The organism is Clostridium mucosae (assembly GCF_024622765.1).
Taxonomy (GTDB): domain Bacteria; phylum Bacillota; class Clostridia; order Clostridiales; family Clostridiaceae; genus Clostridium.
The window spans coordinates 17,346-31,199 of the sequence record NZ_JANKAF010000007.1 but is presented as its reverse complement, the minus strand read 5'-3'; the positions used below and the strand labels follow the sequence as shown (position 1 = coordinate 31,199).

At 24.1% G+C, this 13,854-nt stretch carries 11 protein-coding genes, 2 tRNA genes and 1 pseudogene; 11 read left to right on the top strand and 3 right to left on the bottom strand.

Translation table 11 applies throughout. From position 1 onward, the window contains the following. Window positions 1-507: 507 nt before the first annotated feature. Both NSA50_RS09540 and NSA50_RS09535 read left to right on the top strand, forming a co-directional pair. On the top strand, window positions 508-1,059 hold the full coding sequence (locus NSA50_RS09540; protein ID WP_257444682.1) for a C40 family peptidase: 552 nt from the start codon (window positions 508-510) through the stop codon (window positions 1,057-1,059). A gap of 584 nt (window positions 1,060-1,643) precedes the next feature. Continuing rightward, window positions 1,644-2,570 carry an alpha/beta hydrolase gene (locus NSA50_RS09535; RefSeq protein ID WP_257444681.1) on the top strand — a complete coding sequence of 309 codons (927 nt, stop codon included), beginning with the start codon at window positions 1,644-1,646 and terminating at the stop codon, window positions 2,568-2,570. A 335-nt stretch (window positions 2,571-2,905) separates the two neighbouring features. On the opposite strand, the gene NSA50_RS09530 is transcribed toward NSA50_RS09535, so the two are convergent. Beyond that, window positions 2,906-2,980: transfer RNA gene (locus tag NSA50_RS09530), tRNA-Lys, on the bottom strand. A gap of 299 nt (window positions 2,981-3,279) precedes the next feature. After that, window positions 3,280-3,354 (bottom strand) — tRNA-Lys (locus tag NSA50_RS09525). A gap of 274 nt (window positions 3,355-3,628) precedes the next feature. Between NSA50_RS09525 and NSA50_RS19930 the strand changes: the two are divergent. From NSA50_RS19930 to NSA50_RS09500, 5 genes and pseudogenes are all read left to right on the top strand, one after another. Next, window positions 3,629-3,957, top strand: a pseudogene (locus tag NSA50_RS19930) (IS5/IS1182 family transposase); the annotation flags it as partial. Window positions 3,958-4,235: 278 nt separating this feature from the next. Beyond that, window positions 4,236-5,150, top strand: coding sequence for a glycosyltransferase family 2 protein (locus NSA50_RS09515; protein ID WP_257444680.1), 915 nt, complete (start codon window positions 4,236-4,238; stop codon window positions 5,148-5,150). Between the two features lie 21 nt (window positions 5,151-5,171). Next, window positions 5,172-6,653, top strand: a complete 1,482-nt coding sequence (gene murJ, locus NSA50_RS09510) for a murein biosynthesis integral membrane protein MurJ (protein WP_257444679.1) — start codon at window positions 5,172-5,174, stop codon at window positions 6,651-6,653. A gap of 14 nt (window positions 6,654-6,667) precedes the next feature. Further along, window positions 6,668-7,768 (top strand): polysaccharide pyruvyl transferase family protein, encoded by a 1,101-nt coding sequence (locus tag NSA50_RS09505; RefSeq protein ID WP_257444677.1) that lies wholly within the window; start codon window positions 6,668-6,670, stop codon window positions 7,766-7,768. 224 nt (window positions 7,769-7,992) lie between these two features. Then, window positions 7,993-8,931: an LCP family protein gene (locus NSA50_RS09500; RefSeq protein ID WP_257444675.1), complete on the top strand. Its 939-nt coding sequence runs from the start codon at window positions 7,993-7,995 to the stop codon at window positions 8,929-8,931. A gap of 168 nt (window positions 8,932-9,099) precedes the next feature. Here the strand turns inward: NSA50_RS09500 and NSA50_RS09495 are convergent, their stop codons facing one another. Next, on the bottom strand, window positions 9,100-9,285 hold the full coding sequence (locus tag NSA50_RS09495; RefSeq protein ID WP_257444673.1) for an IS3 family transposase: 186 nt from the start codon (window positions 9,283-9,285) through the stop codon (window positions 9,100-9,102). 578 nt (window positions 9,286-9,863) lie between these two features. Here NSA50_RS09495 and NSA50_RS19925 point away from each other — a divergent pair. From NSA50_RS19925 to NSA50_RS09480, 4 genes are all read left to right on the top strand, one after another. After that, window positions 9,864-9,980, top strand: a complete 117-nt coding sequence (locus tag NSA50_RS19925) for an XdhC family protein (RefSeq protein ID WP_374940971.1) — start codon at window positions 9,864-9,866, stop codon at window positions 9,978-9,980. 486 nt (window positions 9,981-10,466) lie between these two features. Continuing rightward, the gene (locus NSA50_RS09490) at window positions 10,467-11,762 is read left to right on the top strand and encodes a glycosyltransferase family 4 protein (RefSeq protein WP_257444671.1); all 1,296 of its coding nucleotides are present in this window, start codon (window positions 10,467-10,469) and stop codon (window positions 11,760-11,762) included. Next, window positions 11,716-13,044, top strand: coding sequence for a glycosyltransferase (locus NSA50_RS09485; protein ID WP_257444669.1), 1,329 nt, complete (start codon window positions 11,716-11,718; stop codon window positions 13,042-13,044). Before NSA50_RS09490 ends, NSA50_RS09485 begins: the two co-directional genes overlap by 47 nt. A gap of 2 nt (window positions 13,045-13,046) precedes the next feature. Then, window positions 13,047-13,850: an ABC transporter permease gene (locus tag NSA50_RS09480; RefSeq protein WP_257444667.1), complete on the top strand. Its 804-nt coding sequence runs from the start codon at window positions 13,047-13,049 to the stop codon at window positions 13,848-13,850. Window positions 13,851-13,854 lie beyond the last annotated feature (4 nt).

The window sequence follows — 13,854 nt, the reverse complement described above, 5'->3', positions numbered from 1 at the left end:
TATTTGAGTTAATGATATAAAAATTGTATATGGTATTAATGTGTATAAGTATTTATATAGGTATCGTGTTATTAGAATTTAAATTTTGGACTTGAGTGATATAGAAGTGAGAGTAATGAAATTAGAGCTGAAGAAAGAATGTAAAAGAAAAAAGAGAGTTATTTATTGAATATGTGAGCAATTTAAAAGAGAGTATAACAAATGATGAAGGAGTTAGAGAGGGAAGAAGAGTAAAATATAAGAGATGAAAAAATCGAATGATTTCGAAAATATATTATAAGAAAGATAAAATAACTTAGAAGAATAAAATATGAAATTATTGAAGGCTATTTTAAAATAATAATTATTATATTTAAATAAGTCGAATTCATATATGATAGTAAAGGTTATTTTTAGGTAATAAATAGAATGGTACTATATTTTTAGGTACTATTATATTGAGATTTTAAGTTTTATGTAATTATATAATATTTAATTACATTATATGCATACGGAGGAAATGATATAATGAAAAGTAAAGAGGTATATCTAATTTTTTCTAATACAGGAACTTTTCTCTCTAGATGTATAAAATTTTATTCAAGGGATCCATATGTACATATTTCATTAAGTTTTGATGACTCATTTAAAAAAATGTATTCATTTGGAAGAATATTTCCGAATAATCCTTTTATAGGTGGATTTGTAGTAGAAAATTTATATGATGGAGTTTATAAAAAATTTAGAAAGAGTACTTGCTTAATTTATAAAATTTATATAGATGATACTGAATTTATCCTTTTAAAAAGAGAGGTTGAAAAATTTTTAAAGGATCAGAAAAAATATAGATATAATATTATTGGGTTATTTGGAGTTGTTATTAATAGACCTATGTCTTTAAAAAATAGCTATTTTTGTTCAGAATTTATATCATATTTATTAATAAAGAGTAATATTTATAAAACAGATAAAAAACCAGGCCTTATAAAGCCTAGTGATTTATTAAATATTGAGTTAAAAGAATTTATTTATGAAGGGCTAGCCTGTGAGTATAATGGAGATATCTATAATGCAATATAGAGCTTGAAAGTAAATACTTAATAAAATTTATATTAAAAATAGTCTTAAAATGAGAAAAGAATAGATTATCAAAAAAATTTTTTAATAAAGATGATATTATAAAATAATTATGAAATCTCAAAAATAATTAAAGATACGCTTTGAATGAGAAAAAAAGGTTATTATGTAATATATAATAACCTTTTTTATTATTTTTAGTTTGCTTATGGTAGCCTATATATCATAAGAGTGTTTTCAGATTAAATATTAATGATTTTAGTTTTACAAGAATAAGTAAAATATGAAGGTGAGTATGTAGAATATAGAGATACAAATAAAAAGTGGAGATTAATAAATTAATATTATTGGTAGGGTTAAAAAAGGATATTTAGTGTAATTCGAGAGATAAATATATTTAATACCTTTAGGTAATATATGAAAGTAATAAAAAAATTAGATAATAATGACATAGTATTGTAATAAAATATAGTTATTATTAAATTACAAGATAATATTGAAATATATATATAGTTGAATATGAGTAAAAATAACTATATTAAACTAGAGTTAGAAAATTAGAATAATAATTCTTGAAGGAGTGTTTTATGCTACAAGTAAGTGAATATATTTTAATAAGAGGATTAGAACAATATATTTTAATATCTGGAAATGAAAAGAAGCCAGTAATGTTATTTTTACATGGAGGTCCAGGAACATCACAGAGTGGGTTTATAAGGAAATACCAAAATAAATTAGAAAAGGAATTTTTAATTGTAAATTGGGATCAAAGAGGGGCAGGTAAATCAAATATAAAAAAATTTTCAAGAGATGAATTAACAATAGAGAATATTGTTAAGGATACTGAATGTTTAATAGAAGTTTTACTTAAGAGATTTAATGTAAAAAAAATTTATTTAGTAGGGCATTCTTTTGGAACTATAATTGGAATCAGAGTAGTAAAGAGGATTCCCCAATATATAGAAGGATTTATATCAATAGGACAGATAGTAGATATAAATGAGGGAGATAAGATAAGTTATAACTATTTAAGTGCTATAACAAAAGAATATAATGATAAAAATATAATTAGAAAATTATATAAATTAGGTGAGCCGCCATATAAAAATAAATTAGATATAAATGCTTTGGAAAAAATTATATCTAAGTATAAAGGTGATATTTTTAAATTAAGTAAAATGAAATTTATTTTAAAAAGCTTTTCTTTAGAATATTATAGTATGTTAGATTGGATAAGATTTTTAATAGGGATGATTAGATGTAAAAGATTTATGTATGAAGAGTTATATTCAATAAATCTATTTCAAGAAATTAAGGAAATTAAAGTTCCTATATATTTTTGTGTAGGAGATAACGATTATCATACGCCAGCTAAGCTTATAGAAGAGTATTATAGATTTATTAAGGCACCTAAAAAAAATATATATAAATTCAAATGTTCGGCTCATATGCCTAATATAGAAGAAGTCGATACCTTTTATAATATGTGTAAAAGTATTATTAAAAATAAATAATTAATATAATATAATATATTATATAGGGATTTATTATAAAAAAGAAGTATTTTCCTGAATAACGGGAGTGTATAAAAAATAATTTAATAGGTAATTTTAGAATATATATAGGAGTAAATGAGCTGAATTAAAAATACAATATTAGTATTAACTAATTGTATATAGTTAATGTGAATAATCAGTATGAGTATAAAATAGTATAAGGAAAATTTGTGAAATATATAAGACTAATAAGAATGAGTAGTATTTAGCTTAAAAAACTAAAAAAGGACATTTATAATTTAATAAAGAATTGAATAAAAAAAAGAACAATACAAATTGTTCTTTTTTTAGAGTGGTGCGCCCTCAAGGACTTGAACCCCGGACTCCCTAGTAAAAAGCTAGGTACTCTTTCTCTGAGTTAAGGGCGCCTGACAATTATTATTTTATACCATTATAATGATAAAGTCAATATTTATTTTTAGACTAAGATAACTAGTTAAAGATATAGACACTCCACAAAAATATTTGATAATATAGTTCTTCAAACTATGGAGAAAGGGTTAGGTAGGATAAGAGTTTTTACTCTGATTCAAAATATAAATTTGTGAAATATATAAGACTAATAAGAATGAGTAGTATTTAGCTTAAAAAACTAAAAAAGGACATTTATAATTTAATAAAGAATTGAATAAAAAAAAGAACAATACAAATTGTTCTTTTTTTAGAGTGGTGCGCCCTCAAGGACTTGAACCCCGGACTCCCTAGTAAAAAGCTAGGTACTCTTTCTCTGAGTTAAGGGCGCCTGACAATTATTATTTTATACCATTATAATGATAAAGTCAATATTTATTTTTAGACTAAGATAACTAGTTAAAGATATAGACACTCCACAAAAATATTTGATAATATAGTTCTTCAAACTATGGAGAAAGGGTTAGAAGGGATAAGAGTTTTTACTCTGATTCAAAATATATAAAAGCTAATGATAATAAGCGTAATTTTGAAAAATTTGAAGTTAAAGTAATACCTAAAGAGTACATATAACAACTAGGTATTGATGTAAATTTAGATAGAGAAAAGTTAAATATAAAATGATTAGACGACATGTTTGGGAAATTCATAAAGATGATAATAAGAACTTTTTTATAACTGAGAAGGGAAAAGCAATTTATTATATAAGAAAAGGAATAGTTGAGAAAATCTTCGTAGACTCAAAAAATCTGAATTGGCTTTGCTATGCTATGCTATGCTATGCTCACTTTCGCGGATGTGAAAAAGTATCAGAGTAATGACTACTAAATATATAAATACAGAATATGAAAAGATAGCAATAAGATTATCTATGTTATTTTTAGATTATATTTATATTATTTTCTATGATATTATATATAAGTTTTATCCGTAATAATAGAGAAAAACTCTGCTTTTAACAGTGAGTTTTCATAATCATTCAGTTAGTTACTTTTTATAACATTCAATTTATTTTTGAAAATGATAGTATGTGTATAATATAAAACCTTCTTTATAAATTTAGGGATAATTAAACGTGATTTAAGAACTAAGACTACTTTTTTTTTTTATTATTATTATGATAAAGAAGTAAAATGCTTATTAAAATAATTAAAATAAAAATAATAGAATAGGGGATATAGTATTATTTTATATAGGAAGGTAAATAAGTTTATGAATGATATAGAAATTAGTATTTTAATGCCAGTATTTAATGGAGAAAAGTTTATAGAAAAAACAGTAGATACTATAATAAAGCAAAGTTTTAAAAATTGGGAATTGATAATTGCAAATGATGGCTCAACAGATATGACAGATGTAATATGTAAAAAGTTATCGGAGAAGGATAGAAGAATTCGAATAATAAATAAAAGAAATACTGGAGTCGCTAATACTAGAAATATATTACTAACTCAAGCTAAAGGTAGATATATAGGGTTTGTAGATAGTGATGATGAAATAGATAAAGATATGTATATGAGACTTTATTCACAAATAAAAAAAACAGAAAGTCAACTATGTATTTGTGGTTTTGTTAAAAGAAAAATTATAGATGAAGTAGATATAAAAGAAAAAAACTATGGATTAGAGATTAAGGATTTTATAGAAGTAGCAGAATTAAAAAAATATTATGGAGAAATTTTAAATAATAGATTATTAAATCCTTTATGGAATAAGTTATATGTTAGAGAAATAATACAGAAACATAATATTCTATTTATTGATAAATTGACGACAGGAGAAGATTTTTATTTTAATATTGAATATTTGAAGTACATTCAAAAGGTAGCATTTTGTAAAGAGTTATTATATATATACTGCACTTATACTAATTGTAATAGTAATATAACGTCAAAGTATATAGAAGATATGTATTCAGTGATACTAGAAAGAAAATTGATAATGAAAAAATATTTGAAAGAGATAGATTGTTATAGTATTAAAAATAAAATTGCAATAAATAAACGATATTTTTATGGAGTAGCTTTGGTAATAAAAAATTTATTTCATGAGGATAGTAATAGTAATTTGGGAGAAAAAACAAAATATATATTAAAAACTATGATAAACATAATGAAATTAAAGTAGCTTTATAGGAAGGAAAGCGATATGAAGATAAGAAATAAAAATATATATAAGAAACTTTTAATAATGATTATGATTACATTTTTGACGCAATTATTTACATTATTTAGAGTATCAATAGTAGCATCAAATTTTGGTGTGTCTGTAGAGCTAGACGCGTTTAATTTTGCAAATACAATGGCAGTTTTAATTTTTAGTTTTATAACAACAGGTGTCACAACAGTATTGATACCGAATTTAAATAAAGAAGAACGACAAGAATCAATAAATTCATTTTTAACAATAGTTTATGGTGCAGGTACTTTTTTATTAATAGTCTTTTTATTGTTTAATAAACAAATTATAAGTATTACATCTAATAATAAGAATGAATATTTTATTGAATTAAGCAGTAATATACTTAGAATATTACTAATATCACAGTATTTAACTACATATTTAGGATTATCAAATGCAGTTTTACAAATAAATAATCAATTTAATAAATCAAAGCTAGCAATATTAATTACAACCGCTATATCAACAACTATTATTATTATAAATAGCCAAGTTAATATATATGAATATGCTTTAATAATAAATATAACAGCTATAATAAACGTTGTTTTACAGTATATTTTAATGATTAAAACAAGTAAATTTAAGTTTAAAATTAAATTTAATTATAAAGATGAAAAATTAAAAAAACTACTTAAAAATTTTATACCAATTATTTTTAGCACAGGAGTATATCAAATATCTCTAATGATTGATACGTTAATTGCATCAGGACTGGGCGTGGGGCAAATTTCGATTTTAAATTATTCAAATAATATAATAGGAATGATAAATGCGATAATAGTAGGGAATATTATAACATTTTTATTTCCTAAAATAGTTAAAGATATAGAGATTAATGAATCAGAAGAAAATATTTTAAAATATATAACTATAATAAATTCTATATTATTTTTAGTTGTAATAGGTTTTTTTGTAGTGGGAAAGGATTTATTAAAAATTTTATACTATAGAGGTAATTTTACTAGCTTAGCAATAGAGGTAGTATATACATGCACATTAATATATGTTATTGCTACTCCAATAAGTGCATCAAGAAACATTATATATAAATATTTTTATGCTAATAATGATACATATACACCATTTACTAATAGTTTATTCATAAGTTTATTAAATATTATAATAAGCGTGATTCTTTCGAAATTTATTGGGCTATATGGTGTAGTCTTAGGAACGACTATTAGTAGTATAGTCTCATTTATTACTATAAGCATCAAACTTGAAAAAAAATTTGGAGTAAAAGTTAATACTTTTAAATTTTTTATAAAAAATTCAAGGGTTTTAGTAGCAGCTATAATGACTTTAATAATAGTTAAATATTTACAAAGTGTAGTTTTAATTAATAATATATTGATAAATATACTTATAACATCTATAATAACAGTATTTATTTATATTGTTATTTTAAATATTTTAAAAAATAAAATACTAAAATATAAGTTATGATAGATAGGGGAAAAATGAAGAGAGTAAGAATATTTGCGTATACTAAAGTGAATTTAGGCGATGATTTATTTATTAAAATATTATGTGAAAGATATAATAGTAGTATTTTTATAATATATGCACCAAAAATATATAAAAAGATTTTTGAAAATATTAATAACTTGAAGGTAATACCTTCAGATAAGATATTTAATAGGGCATGGGGATTTATATGTAGAAAAATCAACAGGGTAAATTATTTAGATAGAAAATTATCAATGGATGTTGATGCTATTGTACAAATAGGTGGATCATTATTTATTCAAAATAATTCTTGGAGAAATAAATTTGATTTGATAACTAAACCTAAGGTTATTGAAGGGAAAGAAGTATTTTTATTAGGAGCTAATTTTGGGCCATATACAGATAATGAATATTATGAGTTGCATAAAGAGTTATTTAGAAAGTATTCAGATATTTGTTTTAGAGATAAATATTCATTTAATAAATTTAAAGATTTACCTAATGTAAGAATAGCAGATGATATTATATTTGGAATAAAGGGAAAAGATGAAAAAGGAGAGAAGAAAAATAATAATGCACTTATATCAGTAATAAAACCATCTTTAAAAGGTGTAGATGGATATGATGATATTTATTATAAAAAGATGAAAGAAATATCAGAGAGATTAATAGAGGATGGAATGGATGTTACTTTAATGTCCTTCTGTAAAGGAGAAGGTGATGAAGAGGCAATTCAGAAAATCATTTCTATAGTTGATAAAAAATATAAGTGTAAAATAAGTACTTATAACTATAGAGGTGATTTAGATGAGGCATTAAAAATTATAGATAATAGTAAATTAGTAGTTAGTAGTAGATTTCATGGGATGATATTAGGGTTTGTATATAATAAGCATGTATTACCTGTGATATATAGTAATAAAATGTTAAATGTTATAAAAGATTTGAAATTTATGGGCGATTATACAGATATTAAAAATATAGAAGATTTTAAAGTTGAAAGCATAGATTTTTTTTCAAATAAGAATAAATTAGATATAGAAAAAGCAAGAAAGACCTCTAATAATCATTTTCTAAAATTAGATATATTTCTAAATGATTCTATAAAATAGGAAAATATTTAAAGCAATATAAATTTATTTAGAAGATATGGTAGAGAGAATTATAAAGAGAAATGAATTAGTATATAAGAAGTAGATGAGAGATTCAGATTATGCTTCAATGGAAAAGCATCGGAAAGAAGCAGATTTAAAACTATAAAACTTTAATAGAAGAATGATTAAAAAATTTATGGTAGTATGTGGATTATTACAAAGTAAATTTAGGAGGAATTAAAATGGGGAAGAATAGAAAAAATAAATCAAGAAAGAGAAAAGTTATTATTTGGAGTTTAATTATATGCTTGATTCTTATTGTTTCAACTTATGGTATTGGATATTTATATATAGATAATATTCTTAAAAAGGTGGAGACAATAGAGGTTAATACTGAACCTAATAATATTGGGATTAATCCAGAAATAGAAGAAGAGTTTAAAGAAATAAGAAACATAGCTTTACTTGGGATAGATTCAAGTGAGGATGATTTAGTTGGTAGATCTGATTCAATTATGATACTAACTTTAGATAGCATTCATAATAAAATAAAGCTTACATCTATAATGAGAGACTCTTATGTAAATATTGATGGGTATGGAATGGACAAAATAAATCATGCTTATGCATATGGTGGTGCTGAATTAGCTCTTAAAACATTAAATGGAAATTTTGATTTAAATATTAAAGAGGTTATAGCAATTAATTTTAGTTCACTTATAAATATTATTAATAAAATAGGTGGAGTTAATATTGATATAACTGATGAAGAAGTTTCTCATATATCTGGAATATCATCTTCAGGTAATCATTTATTAAATGGAAAACAAGCATTAGCTTATTCTAGGATAAGATATGCTACCGGTGGAGATTATAAAAGAACGGAGCGACAAAGAACAGTTATAAAAGCTATTTTTAATAAATTAAAAAATACTGAATTAACAAAATATCCAGAATTAGTTAATGAATTTTTACCATATGTTAAAACTAATATATCATCTACAGATTTATTAAAATTAGGAACTGAATTTAGTAGGCTAGCTTCAAAAGAGTTAGAGCAAGATAGATTTCCAAGAGATGAACAAGGAAAAGGAAAAACTATAGATGGGATTTATTATTTAACATTTGATTTAGAAACAGTAAAAAATTCTATTAAAGATTATATTTTTAATGATAAATAAAATATATGTTATAAATATTTTATAAAAAGCTTCAAGAGTTTTTTGTTTTGATGTTTTCATATAATAATTTATCAAATAAAAATGAAAACAAAGGAGCTAACTAAATAATCCTATATCTATGTCAATGATATTATAAAAAGATTATGCACAAAGAAGATGATTTCTGTATTAAACAGGGGTCATCTTTTTTTGATCCCATTTATATCTGTAGTTATTATAATAAATTATATAGTTATTAATTTTGTTTTTAAGTTCTTCATATGAATTACACTTCTTAGATTTAACAGAGTCTTTCAAATGACCAAAGAACGATTCCTGCGGGGCGTTATCAAAATAGTTTCCACGGTGAAACATAGATCGTCTTAAGTTGTTTTCCCTCTGTAAGGCTTGAAATATAAGACTTGTATAATGTGATCCTTGGTCGGAATGGATAAATGAATTAGCAGTTAATTTTACTTTCTTCTGTTTTTTAGTTTTAATATTGCTTCTTTCGCTATATCTAAAGTGATTCTCTTAGACATATGATGAGTTAAGATTTCACCTGTTAAGGAATCTAGGATGGTTGACAAATAAGCTATACCGTTTTTTGTCGTATGGCAAATATGTAATATCAGTTAATAAAACTAAACCAGGAGTTTTTTTCTTGAAATTTCTTTCTAAAAGATTTGGCACAGTTCTATGTTATTTAGTTGCTTTTGTTATTTTTATAAGGGTTAGCTTTTCTATGTGCATATAAATTCATATTTTTTCACTATTCGTTGTATCTTTTTAAGCTATAAATTACATTATATTCATTTTCTAAGATCATTTTAATAGGTCTAGCCCCTTTTTTGTATCCATGTCGGGTAAAAGCTTTTAAAATTAGATTTTTAGAAAATAAATCTTGCTTATTATGTTGCTTTCGTATATCTGCTGAATTTATATTCTAGTCTATAGGTATTAGTTTAGTTATAGTAGTATCCACTGAAGGGTCAACCCCAAGAGGAGTAGATGCTAAAATGATAGTTTTTGAAGATGGAAGAGTACTTAAGCATAGGTGGAGGAGGTAGAGAAGGTGAGGTAATTCTTATGACAAGAGATTTAATAGAAAGTGGAGAAAAATGAAATTTTATAAAAGTGCAAATTGATATGAGTGGAGATGTAGCTGAAGACAAAGGCATGGTATGTAGTGGAATAATGAATGTGATTATAGAAATTTAATAAATTAAAAAGATGAGTGATTAAGTTATGTTATATAATTTCATCATTTATCTTTTTTACAAAAATTTAATTTAACAAATATGAGTAAAATGTTAAAATTAAGTGTACAAAATGTTTTGAAAATATCACAAAATTATGAAAAAAAACTATAATTTATGTGTTAAAATATGTTGAATAATATGATATACTAAGTAAAGTCAAAAGTTGAATGATAAATTAATATAATTAAAATGAATTTAATAAAATTTTATGTAATTTACATATATAGTTTTAATAGAAAATAATCGTGTTAAATCATATTCAATTAAAATCATATATTTAGGAGTAAATTAGGTATGATTAATAAAAGTATGAAAAGAATTCTAATAATATCGGAGGTGTTCTATCCTGAAATAGGGAGTGGAGCTAATAGGATAACTAATTTAGTAATTCAATTAAAAAAGGAAGGATATATTGTTGACGTAGTAACTTCGGAACCATCTTATCCGAATAAAGAAATGTATGAAAAAGATGGATATAGAGATTTAGAAAAAGAAAAAGACATATATGAAAAATCTAAAATTCATAGGATTAAGACAAGCAGAGCAAAGAGTACTACTAATTTTGTAGTCAGATTATATAAATATATTTTTTTCTTTTTTAAAAATATATTTACCATTGTTTTTAGAAGAACTAAATATGACTTAGTTATAGCAACTATTCCATCTCCTTTTGTAGGCCTTCTAGGGGGGATAGCTAAAGTTAGGTTTAGATGTAAGTATATATTAGATATAAGAGATTTGTGGCCAGAATGTATAAAAAATATAGGATTATTTAGAAAAAATAAATTCCTATTGAAAATTGGATATATTTTAGAAAAGATAATGTTAAAATTTGCTGATGCCATTGTAATTAATAGCAATGGATTTAGAGACTATTTAATTAAAAATAAATATAAGAAAAATATAGTCTTTATTCCTAATGGCTTACAATTTAAAGAGGTAGAAGCCTATAAGGAAATACGTCAGAATATAGCAAAACACAAGAAGTTTACAGTTATATATACAGGGATGATTGGATTACCTCAAAATGTAACATCTCTTGTAAGGATTGCTAGGAACTTAAGGCATATTAAAGAAATAGAGTTTAAAATAATTGGTGCAGGAATACAAAGGGATAAAGTTTCAGCGCTAATAGAGCATTATAATTTGAAAAATATAAAATTATATGCTCCAATGCCTAAGAATAGAGTTGTTAAAGAAGTAGCTAAGTGTCATGTAGCTTTAGCTCATTTAAGAAAAGATAGTGGGTTTGATTTGGTTATACCAGGTAAAGCAATTGATTATATGGGGATAGGAATACCTATAGTAGCAGGTGTTGAAGGTTATGCAGCTGAGGTAATAAGAAAGAGTAATTCAGGTTTAGTGGTTGAGCCGGATGATCATGTTGAATTGGCTAAATCTATTATGAAAATATATGAAGATAGTAAACTACAAAATGATTATTCGATAAATGGTATAAATTATTGCTTGAATAATTTTTGTATTGAAAATAATTTTACTAAATATGTAAGTTTAATTGAAAAAGTTACAAGGAGAAATGATTATGTCAAAGAAGATAGGGATGTTTGTATGGAATCACTTTACCAATGATGCAAGAGTATTAAGAGAGTGTACTGCCTTAGCTGAAATGGGATATGATGTTAAGCTTATAGCTATTCATGATAAAAAACAAGAAGGATTAAAGAAAAAAGAATATAGAGATGGGTTTAATATAGTAAGAGTGAATAGATATCCTAAATATATATTATTAATTAATAAAATTATAAATAAAATCAAAAAAAATAAGATCTTTACAATACCGTTACTTACTCTTATAGGACTACTTTTCTATTTTAGTAAAATAATTGGACTTGCTGTAGTATTATTGATATTACTAATGTCTCTTAAAAAAGTGAGAGTTTTTTTGATAAAAGTACATATATTTTTAAATATGATAATTGAAGGGGTAAAGTTTGACGCTGATATATATCATAGCAATGATTTAAATACGCTTCCTCAGGGGATAATATGTAGTAAAATTTTGAAAAGACGATATTTAGTATATGATTCTCATGAAGTTCAAAGTTCTAGAACAGGATATGGAAAGCAAATTTATTATTTAGAAAAGATATTAATTAAGTTCATTGATAAAATGATTATGACAACTAGAACAAGGGCAGAATATGTTAAAGAGCTATATAACATAGAGTTACCAGCAGTTATACATAATTATCCGTTCTACACAAAGGATGATTCTATAGAAAATAAATGTGATTTATATACTATGTTAGATATTCCAAAAGATAAACCAATTTTGCTATATCAAGGGGGAATTCAGGTTGGTAGAGGTCTTGATAAAATAGTAGAATCTATAGATAAGTTTAATGATGGAATTACTGTTTTTATAGGAGATGGGAAATTAAAATCTGAAATAATGAAAATGGTAGAAGAAAGAAATCTTAATGAAAAGGTAAGATTTTTAAATAAGGTACCAGTGGATGAATTAAAATATTATACTGCTAATGCTTATTTAGGATTTCAAGTCTTAAATAACGTTTGCTTCAATCATTATTCAGCATGTTCAAATAAGCTTTTTGAATATATGATGAGTAAAGTCCCAATAATAGCATGTGATTTCCCTGAAATAAAGAGGATTGTAAAAGAAGAGCAAATAGGAATAGTTATTGACTCCCATAATCCAAATGAAATAGCAGAGGCTGTAAATACATTATTAGAAAATAAGGAATTACACGCAATGTTTAAAGAAAACTGTGTTGAAGCAAGAGAAAAATATAATTGGAACAACGAAAAGGAAAAATTTGTAAAGATATATGATAGTTTATTATATAAGCAAGATATAAATGTAGAGAGAGATACAAGTATAGGGGTATAAGTATGAGAGATTTATTTTTTATTTTAAAGGAGCATAAAGCTAATTTTTATAAATTATATAAATTAGCTTTATATGATTTTATAGCTCCCTTGAGAGATACATATTTAGGCGTTATATGGATAATACTAAATCCATTACTTCAAATAGGCGTTTATTGGTTTGTTTTTGGACTTGGAATTAGAAATGGTAGGGCTGTAGATGGGCATCCATTTTTATTATGGATGTTAGCTGGATTAGTGCCGTGGTTTTATATTAGTAGTTCAATAAGTAGTGCTACGTTATCTATATATTCTAAATCATCAATATTAACAAAGATGAAATTTCCAACTAGTATAATACCAACTTGTACTATAACAACTCAATTATTAAATAGTATACCAGTGATACTTATAATGATAATAGTATATGGATTTAATGGATATAAAGCAACTATATATTATATTCAAATACCATATTATATAATTTCAGCTAGTTTACTATTGATAGGGATATCACTTATTACATCAGCAGTAATTATGGCTGTAAGAGACATAAATAGAATAGTAGGAACAGTTTTAAGGTTTATGTTTTATTTAACACCGATTTTATGGACTACTATAAATTTACCACCGATAGCTTTGAAAATAATAAGATTAAATCCTTTTATTTATATTATAGAAGGCTTTAGAAATACGTTTTTATATAATAAGTGGTTTTTTGAAGATATAAGCTTTACTATTTATTATTGGGCGGTAACAATAATAATACTTCTAATTGGAGCATTAGTACATATGAAGTTAAGAAATAGATTTTCAGATTTAATTTAATTAC